This window comes from Streptomyces sp. NPDC097595, assembly GCF_044761525.1.
GTDB lineage: Bacteria > Actinomycetota > Actinomycetes > Streptomycetales > Streptomycetaceae > Streptomyces > Streptomyces drozdowiczii_A.
Window position 1 is genome coordinate 15,093 of the sequence record NZ_JBIWCN010000010.1, and the last position, 20,009, is coordinate 35,101.

Genomic DNA, 20,009 nt, shown 5'->3' on the forward strand with positions numbered 1-20,009 from the left:
GCCAGGCCGGGACCACGAGGCCGCGCGCCGAACACGGTCCGCGCTACAACGCTTCCGGCGCCCGCCGCCCCGGGGTGCCCTCGGCAGTGGTCGCGATCGTCGGCACCCCCCGGAACGACAGCACCACGGCCAGCGCGCAGCCGCCGGTGATCGCCCAGTCGGCCAGGTTCATCACGCTGAAGTCCCGGACGGCGATGAAGTCGACCACCGCGCCCTGGAGGTCGCCCGGGGCGCGGAAGAGTCGGTCGGTCAGGTTGCCGAGGGCGCCGCCGAGGAGCAGGCCGAGGGCGACCGCCCACGGGGTGCTCGCCAGGCGGCGTGAGTAGCGGATCACGACGACGACCACGGCCGTGGCGACCAGGGTGAAGACGATCGTCGTCGCCGCACCCATGCCGAAGGCGGCGCCGGGGTTGCGCTGGACCCGCAGCACGAGCCAGTCCCCGAGCACGGACACGGTCGTACGGCCTTCGAGCTTCGCGACCACCGCCAGCTTGGTCCCGAGGTCCACGGCGTACGCGAGGGCGGCGACCGCCCACAGCAGGTAGGCGCGCCTGCGCACACTCGTCGTCACGTCCGGCATGCTCGCCCTCCTGGCCCTCGTCGCACCACGGACGGCAGGCTCCCGGCAGGGAACGTATCCCGCTCAGGGGCTCCCCGTCACCGTCCGCCCGCCCGGTCCCGCAGCTCACGCCGCAGGATCTTCCCCGACGCCGCCCGGGGCACCGTCTCGATGAATTCGACCTGGCGCACCTTCTTGTACGGGGCCACCCGCTCCGCCACCCAGGCCATCAGCCCCTCCGCCGTGACCGCCGCCCCCGCGCCCCGCACCACGTAGGCCTTCGGGATTTCGTTGCCGTCGGGGTCCTGGATGCCGATCACCGCCGCGTCCGCCACCGCCTCGTGGCCGAGCAGCAGCGCCTCCAGCTCCGCGGGGGCGACCTGGTAGCCCTTGTACTTGATGAGCTCCTTCACGCGGTCGACCACGAAGAGCCAGCCCGCCTCGTCCACCCGGCCGACGTCGCCGGTGTGCACCCAGCCGTCCGGGTCGATCATCGCGGCGGTGGCGTCGGGGCGGCCCAGGTAGCCCTTCATGACCTGGGGGCCCCGGATCAGGATCTCGCCGGGCTCCCCGGGCGGGGCGTCGGCGGACGGGTCGTCCAGGGACACGATCCGCATCTCCGTGCTCGGGAGCAGCGTGCCGACCGCCCCCGGCGGCGGGTTCTCGGCGGCGAGCGGGACGACGTGGGTGCCCGGGGACAGCTCCGTCATGCCGTACGCCTGGCGGACCGGCGGCAGGCCCAGGCGGCGGGAGCACGCGGCGGCCAGGTCCGCGTCGAGCGGGGCGGCGGCGCTGACGATGTACTCCAGCGAGGACAGGTCGTAGCGGTCGACCACCGGGTGCTTCGCGAGGGCCAGGACGATCGGCGGAGCCACGTACAGGCCGTTGATGCGGTGCGTCTCGATCGCCGCCAGGAACTGCGCGAGGTCGAAGCGCGGGAGGACGACGACCGTCGCGCCCAGCCGCAGCGGGGCGTTCATCAGGGCCGTGAGGCCGTAGATGTGGAAGAACGGGAGGACCGCGAGAATGCGGTGACCCTCCCCCAACGGCACGAACGGGGCCAGCTGTTCCAGGTTCGTCGCCATCGACCGGTGCGTCAGCATCACCCCCTTCGGGGCGCCCGTCGTCCCCGAGGAGTACGGGAGGGCCGCGACGTCCTCCGCCGGGTCCACGGTCACCATCGGTTCCGGGGCGGTCGTGGTGAGCATGTCCAGGAGCGAGGTGTGGCCCTCCGCGTGGTCGCAGACGAACACCTCCTCGATGCCGCCCACGAGTTCGGCCGCCCGGCGCGCGACCGCGAGCAGCGGGGACACCGTGACGATCCAGCGCGCGGAGGAGTCGCGGAGCTGCTTCGCGAACTCCTCCGCCGTCGCCAGCGGGTGCACCGTCGTGACCGTGGCGCCCGCCCGCGTCGCGGCGTAGAAGACGGCCGGGTACGCGATGGTGTTGGGGCTGTGCAGGGCGAGCACGTCCCCCTTGACCAGGCCGGCGGCGGCGAGACCGGCGGCGATCCTACGGTGGAAGGCGTCGAGCTGCGCGTAGGTGAGGCGGCTGGACTCGTTGGCGCCGTCGATCAGGGCGACGGTCTCGCCGAACCGCTCGGTGGCGTGCCCGAGCACCGCGTCGTGGATGGCGGCGTCGAGCGGCTGGACATCGGGGTAATCGCTGCGGAACACGTGCGCCATGCTGGGTCGGTCCCTTCGATGCGGTGGGGGGCGGCCTCTGGCTTGTGTACGGGCAACTGTGCGCCCGTCAGTACGACTTGGGGAGACCCAGCGTCTGGTGGGATACGTAGTTCAGGATCATTTCCCGGCTGACGGGAGCGATCCGCGCCACCCGCGCCCCCGTGATCAGCGACGCCAGCCCGTACTCGCGGGTGAGCCCGTTGCCGCCCAGCGTGTGCACCGCCTGGTCCACCGCCCGCACGCACGCCTCGCCCGCCGCGTACTTCGCCATGTTCGCCGCCTCGCCCGCGCCGACGTCGTCGCCCGCGTCGTAGAGCCGGGCGGCCTTCTGCATCATCAGGCGGGCCAGTTCGAGTTCGATGTGGGCCTGGGCCAGCGGGTGGGCGATGGCCTGGTGGGCGCCGATGGGCTCCTTCCAGACCTGGCGCGTCTTCGCGTACTCGACCGCCCGGCCGAGCGCGTAACGCCCCATGCCGATACCGAAGGCCGCGGTCATGATGCGCTCCGGGTTGAGCCCGGCGAAGAGCTGGAGCAGCCCCGCATCCTCGTCCCCTACCAGTGCGTCCGCCGGCAACCGCACGTCGTCCAGGACCAGTTCGAACTGCTTCTCCGGCGCGTGGACCTCCATGTCGATCCGGTTCCGCTGGAAGCCGGGCGTCTCGCGCGGGACGATGAACAGGCAGGCCTTGAGCTTGCCGGTCCTCGCGTCCTCGGTGCGGCCGACGATCAGCGTGGCGTCCGCGATGTCCACACCGGACACGAACACCTTGCGGCCGGTGAGGACCCAGTCCCCGCCGTCCCGGCGCGCCGTGGTCGTGATGCGGTGCGAGTTGGAGCCGGCGTCCGGCTCGGTGATGCCGAAGGCCATGGTGAGGGAGCCGTCGGCGAGGCCGGGGAGCCACTGCCGCTTCTGCTCCTCCGTGCCGAAGCGGGATATCACCGTGCCGCAGATCGCGGGCGACACGATCATCATCAGGAGCGGTGAGCCGGAGGCACCCAACTCCTCCAGCACGATGGACAGTTCCGCCATCCCGGCGCCGCCGCCCCCGTACTCCTCGGGGAGGTTCACGCCGAGGAAGCCCGCCTTCGCGGCGTCGGCCCACAGCTCGCGGGGGTGGCCGCCCTCGCTGACGAGGGACTGCATGTACTCGCGCCCGTACCGCTTCCCGAGGGCGGCGACGGCGGCGCGCAGGGCCTGGTGCTCTTCGGTTTCGAGGACGGTGCTCGTGCTCATGCGTGCTCCTCAGCAGGGTCTGCGGATTCCGTGACTACGGCGAGCAGGGCGCCGACCTCCACCTGGAGGCCGGGCGCGGCGTGCAGGGCGGTGAGGGTGCCGGAGGCGGGGGCGAGGATGCGGTGCTCCATCTTCATCGCCTCCAGCCAGATCAGCGGCTGCCCGGCCTCCACGGCGGCCCCCTCCGCGAGGCCGTCCGCGAGGCGGACCACCGTGCCGGGCATGGGAGCGAGCAGCGAGCCGGGCTCGGTGCGGTCGGCCGGGTCGGTGAAGCGGGGCAGGGCGGTGAAGGTGTACGCGCCGGAGGCGGTGTCCACGTACGCCCTGGTGTCGCTCCGGAACACCTCGAAGTGCCGGGTGACACCGCCGTGTTCGAGGGCGGCCCGGACGCGGCCCGCCGACACCACGCGGACGCCGTCGGTGCCGATGCCGCCGACGGTCAGGCCGCCGTCGCGGGTGGGCCGGTAGGTGACCTCGTGCTCACCCCCGTCCGGTTCGCTGCGGTAGCGCCGGAGCTGGGGCTGCGAGGGGAGGTTGCGCCAGGCGCCGAAGCGGACGAAGCCGCCCCTGGTGGTGGAGGTGGCGTTACGGGCCGCCTCGACCACGGCGGCGGCGGTGGCCGCGAGCCGGGCGGACGTCTCGTCCGGGGCAGGGGTCAGCTCCGACAGGTGCCGGTCGTAGAACCCGGTGTCCAGGTGCCCGCCCACGAAGTCCGGGTGCCGCAACGACCGGACGAGGAGGTCCCGGTTGGTCACCGGCCCGTGGATGCGCGCCCGCTCCAGCGCGCGGGCGAGCAGCCGCACCGCCTCGGCCCTGGTCGGCGCCCGGGCGATCACCTTGGCGATCATCGGGTCGTAGTGCACGCCGATCGTGTCGCCGCCCTTGTAGCCGGTGTCCAGGCGAAGTCCGGGCTCCTTCGGCACATAGAGCGAGAGCAGTGCTCCGGTCTGCGGCTGCCAGTCTCGCGCCGGGTCCTCCGCGTACAGCCGGGCCTCCACCGCATGCCCGGACGGTGACGGGGGCTCGGCGCACGGCAGCGGCTCGCCCTCCGCGATCCGGAGCTGAAGCGCGACGAGGTCGAGCCCGAACACCTCCTCGGTCACCGGGTGCTCCACCTGAAGGCGCGTGTTCATCTCCAGGAAGTACGGCCGCCCGTCCGAGGCGACCAGGAACTCCACGGTCCCGGCCCCCCGGTACCCCACGGCCCGGGCAGCCGCCACCGCCGCCTCGTGCAGCCGCCCCCGCAGCTCCTCCGGCAGACCCGGAGCCGGCGCCTCCTCGATGACCTTCTGGTGCCGCCGCTGGAGCGAGCAGTCCCGGGTCCCCAGCGCCCACACCCCGCCGTGCTCGTCCGCCATCACCTGGACCTCGACGTGCCGGCCGCGCTCCACGTACGGCTCGGCGAACACCTCCCCGTCCCCGAACGCGGACAGCGCCTCGGCCCCGGCGGCAGTCAACTCCCCGGGCAGATCGACAAGTTCCCGCACGATCCGCATCCCGCGCCCACCGCCGCCCGATGCCGCCTTCAACAGCAGCGGCAGGTCTTCGGCCGTCGCGGCGGACGGGTCCACCGGCGCGAGGAGCGGCACCCCGGCGGCGGCCATCAGCTCCTTGGCGCGGGTCTTCGACGCCATCAGCTCGATCGCCTTCACGGGCGGCCCGATCCACCGCAGCCCGGCGTCCTGCACGGTGGCGGCGAAGCCCGCGTTCTCGGAGAGGAACCCGTATCCGGGGTGCACGGCGTCCGCCCCGGCCGCGAGCGCGGCGGCCACGACGAGATCGCCGCGCAGATACGTATCGGCGGGGGCCGCGCCCGGCAGCCGTACGGCGGTGTCGGCCTCCCGGACGTGCAGCGCACCGGCGTCCGCGTCGGAGTACACGGCGACGGTGGCGATGCCGAGGTCGCGGCAGGTGCGGAAGATCCGGCAGGCGATCTCGCCCCGGTTCGCGACGAGCAGACTCTTGATCACGTGGAGCTCCCTCACATCCGGAAGATTCCGAAGCCGCCCCGGGTGCCCTCGACCGGTGCGGTGTGGATGGCGGACAGGCACAGGCCGAGGACGGTCCGGGTGTCGCGCGGGTCGATGACCCCGTCGTCGTACAGCCGCCCGGACAGGAACATCGGCAGTGACTCGGATTCGATCTGCTGCTCGACCATCGCGCGCAGGGCGGCGTCCGCCTCGTCGTCGTACGGGCGGCCCTTCGCGGCGGCCGAGGCGCGGGCGACGATGGAGAGCACCCCGGCGAGCTGCTGCGGGCCCATGACGGCGGACTTGCTGCCGGGCCACGCGAAGAGGAAGCGCGGGTCGTACGCCCTGCCGCACATGCCGTAGTGCCCGGCGCCGTAGGAGGCGCCCATCAGGACCGACAGGTGCGGGACCTTGGAGTTCGAGACGGCGTTGATCATCATCGCGCCGTGCTTGATGATGCCGCCCTGCTCGTACTCCTTGCCGACCATGTAGCCGGTGGTGTTGTGCAGGAAGAGCAGCGGGATGTCGCGCTGGTTGGCGAGCTGGATGAACTGCGCGGCCTTCTGCGACTCCTCGCTGAAAAGGACGCCTTGCGCGTTGGCGAGGATGCCGACCGGGTAGCCGTGCAGCCGCGCCCACCCGGTGACCAGGCTCGTCCCGTACAGCGGTTTGAACGCGTCGAAGTCCGAGCCGTCGACCAGCCGGGCGATCACCTCGCTCGGGTCGAACGGCACCTTCAGGTCGCCGGGCACGATGCCGATCAGCTCGTCCTCGTCGTACTTGGGCGGCTCGGCGGGCCCCGGATCGGCTTGCGCCTTGCGCCAGTTGAGGCGGGCGACGATCCGGCGGGCCTGGCGGAGCGCGTCGTGCTCGTCCACGGCGAAGTGGTCGGCGAGCCCGGACGTACGGGCGTGCATCGCGGCCCCGCCGAGCGATTCGTCGTCGCTCTCCTCACCGGTCGCCATCTTGACGAGGGGCGGTCCGCCCAGGAAGACCTTCGAGCGTTCCTGGATCATCACGGTGTGGTCGGACATGCCGGGGACGTACGCGCCTCCGGCGGTCGAATTGCCGAAGACCACGGCGACGGTGGGGATTCCGGCGGCGGAGAGCCGCGTGAGGTCGCGGAAGAGCGCGCCGCCGGGGATGAATATCTCTTTCTGGGACGGGAGATCGGCGCCCCCGGACTCGACCAGGCTGATGCACGGCAGCCGGTTGGCGAAGGCGATCTCGTTCGCCCGCAGCGCCTTCTTCAGCGTCCATGGATTCGACGCCCCGCCGCGTACGGTCGGGTCGTTGGCGGTGATCAGGCACTCCACGCCCTCCACCACCCCGATCCCGGTGACGAGCGAGGCGCCGACCGCGTATTCGCTGCCCCAGGCGGCCAGCGGTGACAGCTCCAGGAACGGCGTGTCCGGGTCGATCAGCAGCTCGATGCGCTCGCGGGCGAGCAGCTTGCCGCGCTTGCGGTGCCGCTCGACGTACTTCTCGCCGCCGCCCTCCAGCGCCTTGGCGTGCGCGGCCTCCAGCTCGGCCAGCTTGTCGAGCATGGCGGCCCGGTTGGCCGCGTAGTCGGGGCTCGCGGTGTCGAGCCCGGTGGGCAGGACGGTCATGCGGGCACCTCCAGAAGGATCACGGGTATCTCCAGATGGCGGGCGCGCAGCCACTCCCCCAGCGCCTTGGCCTGCGGGTCGAAGCGGTGCTGCGCGGCGACGCCTTCGCCGAGCAGCCCGTGCACGGTGAAGTTCAACGCCCGCAGGTTCGGCAGGACATGGCGTACGACGGTGAGTTCGCCGGTCTCCGGGAGGAGTTCCCGGAAGCGGTCGACGGTCAGCTCGTGCGCGAGCCACCGCCACGCGGTCTCGTCCCGGACCCACACCCCGACGTTGGCGTCCCCGCCCTTGTCCCCGCTCCGGGCCCCGGCGACGCGGCCGAGGGGAGCGCGCACCACAGGCCCGGGCTCCAACGGCCTTGGCAAGGGCGGCTGTTCGACGCCCCAAAGCTCCAGCGTCCGAACCGGACGATCAATCGTGCGGCGCGTCCCGTCCGGCAGTACGGCCACGTGCTCCACGTCCCCCGCCGGTACGTACCGCGCCTCGAACACCCCGTACGGCGCGCCCTTCCCGGGCGGGGCGGTGACATGGAAACCGGGGTAGCTGCCGAGGGCCAGCTCGATCGCCGCGCCGGACAACGCCCGTCCCACGGGCTCCTGTTCGGGGTCCCGGACGACCAGTCGGAGCAGGGCGCTCGCGGTCTCCTCGGTGTCGGCGTCGGCCCTGTCCGTACGGGCCAGCTCCCAGCGGACCTCCTGCGGCCGGCGTCCGGCGCGCGCGAAGGCGTCCGCGAACTGGTCCTGGACGAGAGACGCCTTGGCCTCGATGTCGAGACCGGTGAGCACGAAGACGACCTCGTTGCGCCAGCCGCCGAGCCGGGTCAGCCCGGCCTTCAGCGTGGGCGGCGGGGCCTCGCCGCGTACGCCGGAGACCGCGACCCGGTCCGGGCCGTCCTGCGTCAGCCGTACGGTGTCGAGCCGGGCGGTGACGTCGGGGCCCGCGTACCGGGCTCCGGCGGTCTCGTACAGGAGTTGGGCGGTGACCGTGCCGAGGTCCACGACGCCCCCGGTGCCGTCGTGCTTGGTGATGACGGAGCTGCCGTCCGCGTGGATCTCCGCGACCGGGAAGCCGGGGCGGCGGATGTCGCGGTCGCGGAAGAAGGCGTAGTTGCCGCCCGTGGCCTGCGTACCGCACTCCAGGACGTGCCCGGCGACGACGGCCCCGGCGAGCGCGTCGTGGTCCTCGGGGCCCCAGCCGAAGTGGGCGGCGGCTGGGCCGGTGACGAGGGCGGCGTCCGTCACCCGGCCGGTGACGACGACCTCGGCACCGGCCCGCAGGCAAGCCGCGATGCCTGCCCCACCAAGGTACGCGTTGGCCGTGAGAAAGCCTTCCGGTACGGGGATGTTGTCGCCCTCCACATGGGCGACGCGCACCGGCACGCCCACCTTCTCGGCCAGCTCCCGGATCGCGGCGGCGAGTCCGGCCGGGTTGAGCCCGCCCGCGTTGGCGACGATCCGCACCCCGCGCTCCTGGGCGAGCCCGAGCCCGTCCTCCAACTGCCGGAGGAACGTGGAGGCGTAGCCGCGCGAGGGGTCCTTCAGGCGGCTGCGGCCGAGGATGAGCATGGTCAGCTCGGCGAGATAGTCGCCGGTGAGGACGTCGAGCGGGCCGCCGGTGAGCATCTCGCGCAGGGCGTCGAAGCGGTCGCCGTAGAACCCGGAGGCGTTGCCGATGCGGAGGGGCATCCCCGGGCCCCGGGTCATCGCTCCCCCTTAGGCGCCCGGCCCGCCCCCGCCGGCCCCGCGAACGCCTGGGCGATCGACAGCCAGGCGTCCGCGTCCGCCCCCTCCGCGCGCACCGCCAGGTCGTCGCGGTGGGCGCGCTGCGTGACGAGCAGGCAGAAGTCGTACAGCGGCCCGGTGACCCGCTGGGCGGCGCCCTCGGGGCCGTACGTGATCAACTCGCCGCCCGGCGCCACCAGTTCCACCCGGAACTCCTCGGCGGGCGGCTGCTTCCCCCGTACGAAGTAGGCGTAGTCCCGGGCCCGGACGCCGATGCGGGCCACGTGGCGCAGCCGGGCGGTGGGGGTGCGGGTGGCCCCGAGGGCGTCGGCGATGTCCTGGCCGTGCGCCCAGGTCTCCATCAGCCGCCCGGTCGCCATGGAGGCGACGCTCATCGGCGGCCCGTACCAGGGGAACTTCGACCCGGCGGGCGCCGCGCGCAGGGCCTCCTGCAGGCGCTCGCGGCCCTCGCGCCAGCGGACGAGCAGCGCGTCCGGCGGATACGCGGCGACGACCTCGTCGGCGGCGCGGTCCACGAAGCCCTCGGGGTCCTCCATGGCCTTCGCCACCTCGTCCCCGAAGCGGTCGGGGTCGGTGACGGAGATCAGCGCGACGTCGTCCGTCCAGCTCAGGTGGGCGATCTGGTGGGCGAGGGTCCACCCCTCGGCCGGGGTCTCCCCCGCCCACTGTCTCGCGGTCGCCCCGGCGACGAGCAGATCGAGCTCCAGGCTCTCGCTGCGCAGATCGTCCAGCACGGCTGAGGCATCGGACACGGTGCGCTCCCCTCGGGGCGTGACGGCGTGCCCGGGAGCCTGCCAGCGGAACGCAAAACAATCAAGCATGCTTGCATGATTTTTTTACGCTGACCGGCTCCGCCTCCCGGGAGGCGACCCGCGGCGCGGCCGCGTTCCGCAGCAGCGTCGCCGCCAGCACCAGCGCTACGGTGACGAGCCCCGCACCCACGCGGAAGGCGAGCTGGTAGCCGGAGGTCAGGGCCTCCACCGTGCTCGTACCGCCGCCGGTCAGCGCGTCCGTGTGCGAGGTGGCGAGGGTGCTGAGGACGGCCAGGCCGAAGGCGCTGCCGATCTGCTGCATGGTGTTGAACATGCCGGACGCGATGCCCGAGTCCTCCGGCGTCGCCCCGGACATCGCCAGCGTGGCGAGCGACGGCATGGCGAGGCCGAAGCCGATGCCCAGCGGCAGCAGGGCCGGGAGGACGTCCGCCGCGTAACTCCCGTCCGCCGGTACGCGCCCCAGCACCGCGAGCCCCGCCGCGATGAGCGCGAGCCCCGGCAGCAGGACCGTGCGCGGGCCGAAGCGGGCGATCAGAGCGGGCGCGAGGCCGAGGGACAGGGCGCCGATGGCGACCGAGACCGGGAAGAGACCGAGGCCGGTGTGGATCTCGTCGTACCCGAGCACCTTCTGCACGTACAGCACGCACAGGAACTGGAAGCTGAACATCCCGGCCACCATCAGCGCCTGGATCCCCATCGCCCCCGCGACCACCCGCGACCGGAACACGCGCAGCGGAAGCAGCGGGTGGGCCGCCCTCGCCTGGCGTACAACGAACCCGCCGAGCAGGGCGAGGGCGGCGGCACCGAGGCCCAGCGTGTGCGCCGAGGCCCAGCCGTGCTCGGCGGTCCCGACGATCGTGTAGACGCCGAGCATCAGCGCGGAGGTGACCAGGAGCGCGCCCAGGGCATCGGTCCCCCGGCCCAGGCCGGACCCGCGTTCGGGCGCCAGGACGCGTCCGGCGGCGAGCACGGCGGCGGCGCCGATCGGCACGTTGATGACGAAGATCCAGTGCCAGCTGAGGGCCTGCGTGAGGACGCCGCCCGCGAGGAGGCCGAGCGAGCCTCCGGCGGACTGGACGAAGCTGTAGACGCCGATCGCCTTCGCCCGCTCCCTCGCCTCCGGGAACAGGGTCACCACCATGCCGAGCGTGCCGGCCGAGGTCACCGCGCCGCCCACGCCCTGGACGAACCGGGAGGCGAGCAGCATCGCCGGGTCCTGCGCGAGCCCGCACAGCAGCGAGGCCGCCGTGAAGAGGGCGAGACCGGCGACGAAGACGCGCTTGCGTCCGACGAGGTCGCCGAGGCGTCCGGAGAGCAGCAGCAGGCCGCCGAAGGGGACGAGGTAGATGTTGACCACCCAGGCCAGGGCCGACGGCGAGAAGCCGAGGTCCCGCTGGATGGCGGGGAGCGCCACGTTGACGACGGTGCCGTCGAGGATGACCATCAGCTGGCCCGCGCAGAGGACGGCGAGGGCGCGCCAACGGGAGTGCGGGGCGGCTGTTGCGGTTCGGAACACGGCGACTACCTCCAAAGGTGCACGTCTTGTTACAGGCGTCATCCTCTGTAACCATGAGCCGTTGCGTAAGGAGGCACTTTCATGTCACGCAGTCACACCGATGTGTCCGACCAGGTCATCAACGAGGCGTGCCCGCTCACCGAGGTCCTCGACCGTGTGGCCGGCAAGTGGAGCATCGGGATCCTGGTCGCGGCGGCGCACGGTCCGGTCCGGTTCACCGAGCTGGAGCGGACCATCACGGGCATCAGCCGCCGCATGCTCACCCTGAACCTGCGCAAGCTGGAGCGCGACGGGCTGCTGATCCGGACCGTCTATCCGACGGTGCCGCCCAAGGTGGAGTACAGCCTCACGCCGATGGCCCGTGAGCTGCACGCGACGCTCACCGGGCTCGTCGGCTGGGCGGAGCGCCACCGGGCGGACATCACGGCGGCCCGCGCCGCGTTCGACGCGGGGAGCGCAGCGGGCGCCGCGAAGGCTTCCTAGACGCGAAGGCGTCCTGGACCGGCCGGCTACCGCTTCGCGAGCCCCCGCACCTGACTCCGTACCGCCCCCATGCTCGCCCCGATGACCAGTGCGATGGCGAGGGCGTCCGTGGCGGACAGGGCCTGGTGGAGGATGAGGAATCCGGCCATGGCGGCGATCGCCGGTTCCAGGCTCATCAGGATGGCGAAGGTGGGCGCGGGCAGGCGGCGCAGGGCGATGAGTTCCAGGGTGTACGGGAGTACGGAGCTGAGCAGCGCGACGGCCGCGCCGAGCCCGAGCGTCGTGGGGACGAGGAGCTTGGAGCCCGCGTCCATGATGCCGAGGGGCAGCGAGAGGAGCGCGGCGACCACCATCGCCAGGGCGAGGCCGTCGGCCTGCGGGAAGCGGCGGCCGGTGCGGGCGCTGAAGACGATGTACGCCGCCCACATCGCCCCGGCCCCCAGTGCGTAGGCCGCGCCCACCGGGTCGAGCCGGTCGAAGCCTCCGCCGCTGAGCAGGACGACGCCGCCGAGGGCGAGGCCCGCCCAGACGACGTTGACCAGGCGGCGCGAGGCGATCACGGACAGGGCGAGCGGGCCGAGCACTTCGAGGGTGACGGCGGCGCCGAGCGGGATGCGGTCGGCGGCCTGGTAGAACAGCGTGTTCATGCCGCCCATGGCGATGCCGAAGGCGACGACGGTGCCCCAGTCGGCGCGCGAGTGGCCGCGCAGTTTCGGGCGGCAGACGACGAGCAGGACGAGCGCGGCGGCGGCCAGCCGCAGCGTGACGACGCCGAGCGCCCCGGCCCGGGGCATCAGCAGCACCGCGATGGCGGCGCCGAACTGCACGGAGAGCCCGCCCGCGACGACCAGCGCGACCGGGGCGAGCGCGGCCCGCCGCCCGCCGGGCCGCTCAGGACCGCCGAGCGCCGGCGATGCGACCGCCTCCGGCACGGCGACGGCGGCGGCTGCGGCCGGTTCTGCGGCGGTGGTGGTGGGCCGGTCATTCACTGGGGCCTGTCCTTCTGAGTCCTGAATCGTGCGGTATTTCCACTCCCCCCAGGCTAACGGTCAGAAATTGACAAGTTGAAATCAGAAACAGAACAGTTTTCACCACAAGTTCTTCCCAACCAGTTCCCCAATTCTCATATAGTGACGGGGACTTACTCGCGAATCAGCTGTTCCAGTTGTCCCGCTTGTCTCTGGTGCCACGCTCGTCCGAACCGCCCCGTCCGCCGCCGTCCGCCCCAAGGACTCCGCTTTGCGCCCCTCTAACCGGCCGACCGCACTGGCCTTTCCGGTCACGGTGGCCTTCACCGCAGCCCTGAGCGTGTGGGCGACCTTCGCCGCTCCCGAATCGGCCAGGACCGCGGTGGCCTGGGGCTCCGGCGGGGCCTCCCTGCTGCTCGTGGCCGCCGTCACCACCGCCGTCCACGCCCGGGCCACGGTGCGCCGGCTCCGCGAGACGCACGCCGCCGAAAGCGGCCGGTTCACGGCGGAGGTCTCGCGCATGGTGTCGGCCTCCGCGGCCGAGGCCCAGAAGTTCACCGCGGAGAACGCCCGCTTCAAGGCGGCCGCCGCCGCGGAGACGGCGAAGGTCAAGGAGGAGGCCGAGGCCGGCACCGCCCGCCTCACCGCCGAGAACGCCCGGCTGAAGGCCCGCGCCTCACGCGCCGAGACCGAGCGCTCCGCGGCCCTCACCGCCTGCGCCAACGCGGCCGGCCGGATGCAGGCCCTGGCCACGAGCATGCTCGCCGACCTCCGCGAGATGGAGCACCGGCACACCTCCGAGGACGTCCTCGCCGACCTCCTCCACCTCGACCACCGCACCGCCCAGGCCGGCCGCCTCGCCGACTCCATCGCCGTGCTCACCGGCGCCCGCTCCGGCCGGCGCTGGGCCAAGCCCATCGTCATGGAGTCCGTGCTGCGCGGCGCGATGGGCCGGATCAGCGGCTACCAGCGCGTCCGGCTCCACTCCACCAGCGACGTCGCCGTCGCCGGCCACGCCGCCGAGGGCGTCATGCACGCCCTGGCCGAACTCCTCGACAACGCGGCGAACTTCTCGCCGCCCACCGCCGAGGTCCATGTGTACGTGGAGGAGGTCCCGGCCGGGATCGTCGTCACCGTCGAGGACAGCGGCCTCGTCATGAGCGAGGTGCAGCTGCGCCGGGCGGAGCGCGCGGTCTCCGCCGAGGACGCCGACCTCACCGACCTGACCGGCACCCGCCTCGGGCTCGCCGTCGTCGGCCGGCTGGCCCGCAAGCACGGGCTGACCGTCTCCTTCCGGCCCTCCGCGCGCGGCGGCACGGGCGCGCTGATCATGCTCCCGCAGGAGATCATCACCCGGACCACCGCGGTCCGGACCGCCCCGGAACCCGCGCCCGCGACCGCCCCCGCCGCGAACGAGCCCGAGCCCGTCCACACCCTGGGCACGGACCCCGCCGCCCGGCCCGCCGCCCCCGAGCCCATGCGCTCCGACTCCGCGTCGGACACCACCGGCAACCTCCCGAAGTTCGGCGAGAGCGGCCTGCCCAAGCGTTCGCGCGGGCGCACCCTGGCCGCCGCCGAGGCCAGGACCCGGGCCACCGCCCCCGAGCCCGCGCGGGAGACCGGCGCGGCCGACGAGGCACCCGACCCCAAGGCCCGGGCGGCCCGCTTCAGCAGCTTCCGCAACGCAGTACGGCCCGACTCCCCACCCCCGGAGGACAGCTCCCGATGACCGCGACCACCGACGAGAAGCTCAACTGGCTGCTGGAGGGGCTCCTCGAACGGACCCCCGGCGCCCGGCACGCCCTCGTGCTGTCGAGGGACGGCCTCAAGCTGTGCCGTACGCCCGAGCTCTCCGTCGACCAGGCCGACCAGCTCGCCGCGATCTCCGCCGGCATCCAGAGCCTCTCCCACGGCGCGTCCGTGGAGTTCGGCAACGGCAAGGGCGGCGTCCGCTCCGCCATGGCCGAGTTCTACGGCGGCATCCTCTTCATCGTGGAGGCGGGCGCCGGCGCCCACCTCGCGGTCGTCGCCGCCGAGAGCGCGGACGTGGGCCTCGTCGGCCACAACATGAGCGAGCTGGTCGAGCAGCTGGGCGAGCATCTCGTCGCCCCGCCGCGCGAGGCCATCGACGCGGTCGCCGCCGCCCGGGGCACGGCCGTATGACGCCCCGCCCCCGTCCCGGCAGGGACGAAGCGCCGGACCGGCTCTACACCCTGACGGGCGGCCGCACCCGGTCCGACTCCGCCGCCTTCGACCTGGTCACGCTGGTCGTCGCCGAGTGCGAGCCGGCCCCCGGCATGCAGTCCGAGCACGTGGCGATCCTGCGGATGTGCGAGCGGCCCACCGCGGTCGTGGAGATCGCCGCCGACCTCGACCTGCCCGTCAGCATCGTGCGCATCCTGCTCTGCGATCTGCTCGACACCGGCCGGATCAGCGCCCGCCATCCGCGTACCGCACGCGTATCGGACCGGCTTCCCGACCCCGACATCCTGGAGCAGGTGCTCGTTGGACTCCGCAACCTCTGACCGCGCCGCCCTGAGAGCGACGGCCGACAACGGACTGAAGATAGTCGTGGTCGGCGGCTTCGGGGTCGGCAAGACCACCATGGTCCGATCCGTGAGCGAGATCCGTCCGCTCAACACGGAGGAGACGATGACCCGTGCGGGCGAGGCGGTCGACCACCTCGACGGCGTCGGGTCCAAGACGTCCACCACGGTCGCCTTCGACTTCGGCCGGATCAGCCTGGACGAACGCTCGGTGCTCTACCTGTTCGGCGCGCCCGGCCAGGAGCGCTTCTGGTTCCTGTGGGACCGGCTGTTCTCCGGCACCCTGGGCGCCGTCGTCCTCGTCGACACCCGGCGCCTGGCCGATTCCTGGTACGCGATCGACCGGCTTGAGCACCACGGCACGCCGTTCATCGTCGCCTGCAACGACTTCGGCGGCCCGCTCCACACCGAGCAGCAGATCCGGGAGGCGCTCGACATCTCGCCGGACGTCCCGCTCGTGGAGTGCGACGCGCGCGACCGGTCCTCCAGCAAGTACGTGCTGATCACCCTGGTCGAGCATCTGCACCGGCTCTCGGCGGCCCGTACGGAGGAGACCCCCGTACCCGCCGAGGACACCCCCGCACTGACCCCGGAGCCCACCCCGTGACCGAGTGCCCCCACGCGTCCGGTGCCGTGCCGCTGTCCGGACCCCGCTTCCAGGGCGAACCGGCGGCGGTCTACCGGGAGCTGCGGCGCGACCACGGACCGGTCGCCCCGATCGTGCTGCCCGGTGACGTGCCGGCCTGGCTCGTCCTCGGCTACCGCGAGCTGCACCAGGTCACCGGGGACCCGGCCCTCTTCACCCGCGACTCGCAGCTGTGGAACCAGTGGGACGCGATCCCCGACGACTGGCCGCTGATGCCGATGATCAGCCGGACCCAGCCGTCGATCCTCTACACGGTCGGCGAGCGCCACAGCCGCCGGGCGGCCGTGATCTGCGAGGCGCTGGAGGCCACGAACCCCTTCGAGCTCAAGAAGGGCACCGAGGAGTTCGCGGACGAACTGATCGACGCGTTCTGCGCGGCCGGTTCGACGGACCTCATCGCCGAGTACGCGATGCTCCTCCCCGTACGGGTCGTGGCGAAGCTCTTCGGCTTCGCGGACGACTCGGGCCCCGCCCTCGTCACCGCGATGAACGACATGATCAACGGCGGGCCCACCGCGCAGGCCGGCCAGCGGCACATCGCCGGCTCGGTGTACGCGCTGCTGGCCGAGCGGCGGAGCGATCCCGGCGACGACATCGCCTCCCGGATGCTCGCCAACACCGCCGGCTTCACCGAGGAGGACGTGGCCCGGGACCTCATGGTGATGATGGCGGCCGCGCACCAGCCGACCGCCGACTGGATCGGCAACTCGCTGCGGCTCATGCTCACCGACGACCGCTTCGCCGCCTCGCTCTCCGGCGGCCGGCACAGCGTCGCCGAGGCGATGAACGAGGTGCTGTGGGAGGACACCCCCAGCCAGAACATCGCCGGACGCTGGGCCGCCCGCGACACCCACCTCGGCGGCCGCCACATCAAGGCCGGCGACCTGCTCGTCCTCTCCCTCGCCGGGGCCAACGCCGACCCCCAGGTCCGTACGGACGGCTCCACGCTCACCGGCGGCAACAACGCGTTCTTCTCCTTCAGCCACGGCGAGCACCGCTGCCCGTTCCCGGCGCAGGAGACCGCCGAGGTCATCGCCCGTACGGCCATCGAGGTCATCCTCGACCGGCTGCCCGACGTCGACCTCGCCGTCCCCGCCGAGCGGCTGACCCGGCGCCCCTCCCCCTGGCTGCGCGGCCTGACCGACCTGCCCGTGACCTTCACGCCCACCCCCGCTCTCGGAGGCCCCCGATGACCGCACCCACCGCAGAAGAAACCGACCGCATCGTCCTGGACCCCTTCGTCACCGACCTCGCGGGCGAGAGCGCGCGGCTGCACGCGGCGGGTCCGCTCGCCCGGGTCGAGCTGCCGGGCGGGGTGCCCGTCTACACCGTCACGCACTACGCGGAGGCGAAGGCGCTGCTCACCGACAGCCGCCTGGTCAAGGACATCAACGTGTGGGGCGCCTGGCAGCGCGGCGAGATCCCGCTCGACTGGCCGCTCATCGGCCTCGTCAACCCGGGCCGCACCATGCTCACCGCCGACGGCGCCGAGCACCGCCGGCTGCGCGGCCTGGTCGCGCAGGCGCTCACCGTGCGCCGGGTGGAGCGGCTGCGCGAGGGCATCGAGGCCCGCACGAAGGTGCTGCTCGACCGCCTGGAGGAGCACGCGGCGGGCGAAACGGTCGACCTGAAGGCGGAGTTCGCCTACCCGCTGCCGATGAACGTGATCCGCGAGCTGATGGGCATCGACTCGGCGGACCTGCCGCGGATGAAGGAACTGTTCGACAAGTTCTTCTCCAACCTGACGCCCCGCGCCGAGGTCCCCCGGATGATGGCGGACATCCACACCCTGTTCTCGCGCATCCTGGACGAGAAGAAGGAGTCCCCGGGCGACGACCTGACCGGGGCGCTGCTCCTGGCGTCCGAGGACGGGGACCACCTCACCGACGACGAGATCCTCAACACCCTGAAGCTGATCATCGCGGCGGGCCACGAGACGACGATCAGCCTCATCGTGAACGCGGTGGTCGCGCTGGAGACCCACCCCGAGCAGCGGCGGGCGGTGCTGGCCGGCGAGGTGGGCTGGGACGGGGTGATCGAGGAGACGCTGCGCTGGTCGGCGCCGACCTCGCACATCCTGATCCGGTTCGCCACGGAGGACATCGAGGTGGGCGGCCGGGTGCTGCCGAAGGGCGAGGGCGTCATGACGTCGTTCGCGGCCATCGCGCACGACGAGGGGCAGTGGGGGGAGTCGGCCACGGAGTTCGACGTGACCCGCTCCCCGAACCGCCACATCTCCTTCGGGCACGGCCCGCACGTCTGCCCGGGCGCCGCGCTGTCCCGCCTGGAGGCGTCGGTGGCGCTGCCCGCGCTGTACGCCCGCTTCCCGGAGCTCTCCCTGGCGGTCCCGGCGTCCGAGCTGCGCAACAAGCCGATCGTCACGCAGAACGACCTGTACGAACTCCCGGTCACGCTGCGCTGACGCCGTACGCGCGGAGGAACGTACGGATGTTCCTCCGACGACCACGGGTCGGACTGTCTGTCTCATCCGACGGACAGGGGTACGTAGCCGCCGCACCGAGGTACTACGCTCCGACCCGTGGCCGACATCCAGATTCCCGCTGACATCAAGCCCGCAGACGGGCGCTTCGGCGCCGGTCCCTCCAAGGTGCGGACCGAGGCGCTCGACGCGCTGGCCGCCACCGGCACGTCTCTGCTCGGTACGTCCCACCGCCAGGCTCCGGTGAAGAACCTGGTCGGCGCGGTGCGCGAGGGCGTACGCGACCTCTTCTCCCTCCCCGAGGGATACGAGGTGATCCTGGGCAACGGCGGCTCCACCGCCTTCTGGGACATCGCGACGCACGGTCTGATCGAGTCGAAGTCCCAGCACCTCAACTTCGGTGAGTTCTCCTCGAAGTTCGCGAAGGCCGCCAAGCTGGCCCCGTGGCTGGCGGACCCGACCGTCATCGCCTCCGACCCGGGCACGCACCCGGACCCGAAGGCCGAGGCGGGCGTCGACGTCTACGCCTTCACGCACAACGAGACCTCCACCGGTGTCGCCGCGCCGATCAAGCGCGTCGCGGGCGCCGACGAGGGCGCGCTGGTCCTGGTGGACGCCACCTCCGGCGCGGGCGGCCTCCCGGTCGACATCGCCGAGACGGACGTCTACTACTTCGCCCCGCAGAAGTCCTTCGCCTCCGACGGCGGCCTCTGGATCGGCGTCTTCTCGCCGGCCGCCCTGGAGCGCGCGGCCCGTATCCACGCCTCGGGCCGGCACATCCCGGAGTTCTTCTCGCTGCCCACGGCGATCGACAACTCGCTGAAGAACCAGACGTACAACACCCCGGCGCTCGCCACGCTCTTCCTGCTGAACGAGCAGCTGACGTGGATGAACACCCAGGGCGGCCTGGACTTCACGACCGGCCGCACGGCCGCCTCCTCCGGCCACCTGTACGGCTGGGCCGAGGAGTCCAAGTACGCAACCCCGTTCGTCACCGACCCGGCCAAGCGCTCCCAGGTCATCGGCACGATCGACTTCGCGGACGAGATCGACGCCACCGCCGTCGCCAAGGCCCTCCGCGCCAACGGCATCGTCGACACCGAGCCGTACCGCAAGCTCGGCCGCAACCAGCTCCGCGTGGCGATGTTCCCGGCGATCGACCCGTCGGACGTCCAGGCCCTGACGGCGTGCATCGACTACGTGATCGAGAAGCTGTAGCCCGTACGCGTCCGAAACGGCCCTGCGCACCGCGAGGTGTACGGGGCCGTTTCTGCTGCGCCAAGCCCCGTACGTCGGACGCCTGACGCGCTAGAGGCCCAGCCCCCACCGCTCCTCGCCGTCCTCCCACTCCCCGGTCCGCGCCAGACCCGCCCCGGCGGCCACCGACGCCGACGCGGCGTGTTCGGGGTGGATGTGGGCGATCACGGTCCGCACGCCCGACCCACGCAGATGCTCGACCAGGCCCCGGGCCGCTTCTCCGGCGTACCCCCGGCCCTGCCACGGGACGCCCACCACCCAGGCGATCTCGGCGCGGTCGCCGCGTACCGTCGCCTGCACGTACCCCACGAGGGCGTCGCCGGAGCGCAGCACCCAGTTCCACCACAGCTCGCCGGGGTCCGGCGACCCGGCGGTCTGCCGTGCGTACCGCGCCCGCAGGGCCTCGGCGGTCTCCGGCTCGCCCCCGGTGAAGGTGTGCAGGGCCGGGTCGGCGAGGACGGCGGCCATCTCGTCCGCGTACTCCACCCGCAGGGGCAGCGCGTCCAGGCGGGGCGTGGCGAAGGGCTCGGGGGCGCGGGGGCTCATGGTCCGGGGACCTTACGCGAATCGGCGGCGGCGC

General features: G+C 72.7%; 18 protein-coding genes. 8 read left to right on the forward strand and 10 right to left on the reverse strand.

Annotated elements, in window-relative coordinates; genetic code table 11:
* Nucleotides 1-43: 43 nt before the first annotated feature.
* The 8 genes from lspA to ACIQZN_RS17155 form a co-directional block, all read right to left on the reverse strand.
* The gene (lspA, locus tag ACIQZN_RS17120) at nucleotides 44-580 is read right to left on the reverse strand and encodes a signal peptidase II (protein ID WP_403993812.1); all 537 of its coding nucleotides are present in this window, start codon (nucleotides 578-580) and stop codon (nucleotides 44-46) included.
* Nucleotides 581-657: 77 nt separating this feature from the next.
* A complete protein-coding gene (locus ACIQZN_RS17125; RefSeq protein WP_403993815.1) occupies nucleotides 658-2,244 on the reverse strand; it encodes an AMP-binding protein in 1,587 nt (528 codons plus the stop codon).
* A 67-nt stretch (nucleotides 2,245-2,311) separates the two neighbouring features.
* Nucleotides 2,312-3,478 (reverse strand): acyl-CoA dehydrogenase family protein, encoded by a 1,167-nt coding sequence (locus ACIQZN_RS17130; protein ID WP_403993818.1) that lies wholly within the window; start codon nucleotides 3,476-3,478, stop codon nucleotides 2,312-2,314.
* Entirely contained in the window at nucleotides 3,475-5,448 is a 1,974-nt protein-coding gene (locus ACIQZN_RS17135; RefSeq protein ID WP_403993821.1) for an acetyl/propionyl/methylcrotonyl-CoA carboxylase subunit alpha, read from the reverse strand. The genes ACIQZN_RS17130 and ACIQZN_RS17135 overlap by 4 nt, the downstream gene beginning before the upstream one ends.
* An 11-nt stretch (nucleotides 5,449-5,459) precedes the next feature.
* Complete coding sequence (locus ACIQZN_RS17140; RefSeq protein ID WP_403993824.1) at nucleotides 5,460-7,058, reverse strand: acyl-CoA carboxylase subunit beta; 1,599 nt, start codon at nucleotides 7,056-7,058, stop codon at nucleotides 5,460-5,462.
* Nucleotides 7,055-8,761 (reverse strand): acyclic terpene utilization AtuA family protein, encoded by a 1,707-nt coding sequence (locus ACIQZN_RS17145; protein WP_403993827.1) that lies wholly within the window; start codon nucleotides 8,759-8,761, stop codon nucleotides 7,055-7,057. Before ACIQZN_RS17145 ends, ACIQZN_RS17140 begins: the two co-directional genes overlap by 4 nt.
* Nucleotides 8,758-9,552 carry a TIGR03084 family metal-binding protein gene (locus ACIQZN_RS17150; RefSeq protein WP_403993830.1) on the reverse strand — a complete coding sequence of 265 codons (795 nt, stop codon included), beginning with the start codon at nucleotides 9,550-9,552 and terminating at the stop codon, nucleotides 8,758-8,760. The genes ACIQZN_RS17145 and ACIQZN_RS17150 overlap by 4 nt, the downstream gene beginning before the upstream one ends.
* 61 nt (nucleotides 9,553-9,613) lie before the next feature.
* Entirely contained in the window at nucleotides 9,614-11,017 is a 1,404-nt protein-coding gene (locus ACIQZN_RS17155) for an MFS transporter (protein ID WP_403994476.1), read from the reverse strand.
* A 153-nt stretch (nucleotides 11,018-11,170) separates the two neighbouring features.
* Here ACIQZN_RS17155 and ACIQZN_RS17160 point away from each other — a divergent pair, with 153 nt between their 5' ends.
* A complete protein-coding gene (locus ACIQZN_RS17160; protein ID WP_403993833.1) occupies nucleotides 11,171-11,572 on the forward strand; it encodes a winged helix-turn-helix transcriptional regulator in 402 nt (133 codons plus the stop codon).
* Between the two features lie 26 nt (nucleotides 11,573-11,598).
* Here the strand turns inward: ACIQZN_RS17160 and ACIQZN_RS17165 are convergent, their stop codons facing one another.
* Nucleotides 11,599-12,561: an EamA family transporter gene (locus tag ACIQZN_RS17165; protein WP_403993836.1), complete on the reverse strand. Its 963-nt coding sequence runs from the start codon at nucleotides 12,559-12,561 to the stop codon at nucleotides 11,599-11,601.
* A gap of 250 nt (nucleotides 12,562-12,811) precedes the next feature.
* Here ACIQZN_RS17165 and ACIQZN_RS17170 point away from each other — a divergent pair, with 250 nt between their 5' ends.
* From ACIQZN_RS17170 to serC, 7 genes are all read left to right on the forward strand, one after another.
* Nucleotides 12,812-14,269: a sensor histidine kinase gene (locus tag ACIQZN_RS17170; RefSeq protein ID WP_403993840.1), complete on the forward strand. Its 1,458-nt coding sequence runs from the start codon at nucleotides 12,812-12,814 to the stop codon at nucleotides 14,267-14,269.
* Complete coding sequence (locus ACIQZN_RS17175; protein ID WP_403993843.1) at nucleotides 14,266-14,703, forward strand: roadblock/LC7 domain-containing protein; 438 nt, start codon at nucleotides 14,266-14,268, stop codon at nucleotides 14,701-14,703. Before ACIQZN_RS17170 ends, ACIQZN_RS17175 begins: the two co-directional genes overlap by 4 nt.
* A complete protein-coding gene (locus ACIQZN_RS17180; RefSeq protein ID WP_403993846.1) occupies nucleotides 14,700-15,065 on the forward strand; it encodes a DUF742 domain-containing protein in 366 nt (121 codons plus the stop codon). The genes ACIQZN_RS17175 and ACIQZN_RS17180 overlap by 4 nt, the downstream gene beginning before the upstream one ends.
* On the forward strand, nucleotides 15,046-15,693 hold the full coding sequence (locus tag ACIQZN_RS17185) for a GTP-binding protein (RefSeq protein WP_403993849.1): 648 nt from the start codon (nucleotides 15,046-15,048) through the stop codon (nucleotides 15,691-15,693). Before ACIQZN_RS17180 ends, ACIQZN_RS17185 begins: the two co-directional genes overlap by 20 nt.
* Nucleotides 15,690-16,925, forward strand: a complete 1,236-nt coding sequence (locus tag ACIQZN_RS17190) for a cytochrome P450 (RefSeq protein WP_403993852.1) — start codon at nucleotides 15,690-15,692, stop codon at nucleotides 16,923-16,925. The genes ACIQZN_RS17185 and ACIQZN_RS17190 overlap by 4 nt, the downstream gene beginning before the upstream one ends.
* Nucleotides 16,922-18,154 (forward strand): cytochrome P450, encoded by a 1,233-nt coding sequence (locus tag ACIQZN_RS17195; RefSeq protein WP_403993854.1) that lies wholly within the window; start codon nucleotides 16,922-16,924, stop codon nucleotides 18,152-18,154. Before ACIQZN_RS17190 ends, ACIQZN_RS17195 begins: the two co-directional genes overlap by 4 nt.
* A 117-nt stretch (nucleotides 18,155-18,271) precedes the next feature.
* On the forward strand, nucleotides 18,272-19,390 hold the full coding sequence (gene serC, locus ACIQZN_RS17200) for a phosphoserine transaminase (protein ID WP_403993857.1): 1,119 nt from the start codon (nucleotides 18,272-18,274) through the stop codon (nucleotides 19,388-19,390).
* 90 nt (nucleotides 19,391-19,480) lie between these two features.
* Here the strand turns inward: serC and ACIQZN_RS17205 are convergent, their stop codons facing one another.
* Nucleotides 19,481-19,975, reverse strand: coding sequence for a GNAT family N-acetyltransferase (locus ACIQZN_RS17205; RefSeq protein WP_403993860.1), 495 nt, complete (start codon nucleotides 19,973-19,975; stop codon nucleotides 19,481-19,483).
* Nucleotides 19,976-20,009 lie beyond the last annotated feature (34 nt).

Coding starts and splice junctions, on each gene's coding strand:
- ACIQZN_RS17130 (WP_403993818.1), bottom strand. CDS start 3,478: ATGAGCACGAGCACCGTCCTCGAAACCGAAGAGCACCAGGCCCTGCGC.
- ACIQZN_RS17125 (WP_403993815.1), bottom strand. CDS start 2,244: ATGGCGCACGTGTTCCGCAGCGATTACCCCGATGTCCAGCCGCTCGAC.
- ACIQZN_RS17145 (WP_403993827.1), bottom strand. CDS start 8,761: ATGACCCGGGGCCCGGGGATGCCCCTCCGCATCGGCAACGCCTCCGGG.
- ACIQZN_RS17140 (WP_403993824.1), bottom strand. CDS start 7,058: ATGACCGTCCTGCCCACCGGGCTCGACACCGCGAGCCCCGACTACGCG.
- lspA (WP_403993812.1), bottom strand. CDS start 580: ATGCCGGACGTGACGACGAGTGTGCGCAGGCGCGCCTACCTGCTGTGG.
- ACIQZN_RS17180 (WP_403993846.1), top strand. CDS start 14,700: ATGACGCCCCGCCCCCGTCCCGGCAGGGACGAAGCGCCGGACCGGCTC.
- ACIQZN_RS17175 (WP_403993843.1), top strand. CDS start 14,266: ATGACCGCGACCACCGACGAGAAGCTCAACTGGCTGCTGGAGGGGCTC.
- ACIQZN_RS17195 (WP_403993854.1), top strand. CDS start 16,922: ATGACCGCACCCACCGCAGAAGAAACCGACCGCATCGTCCTGGACCCC.
- ACIQZN_RS17155 (WP_403994476.1), bottom strand. CDS start 11,017: ATGGTCATCCTCGACGGCACCGTCGTCAACGTGGCGCTCCCCGCCATC.
- ACIQZN_RS17205 (WP_403993860.1), bottom strand. CDS start 19,975: ATGAGCCCCCGCGCCCCCGAGCCCTTCGCCACGCCCCGCCTGGACGCG.
- ACIQZN_RS17160 (WP_403993833.1), top strand. CDS start 11,171: ATGTCACGCAGTCACACCGATGTGTCCGACCAGGTCATCAACGAGGCG.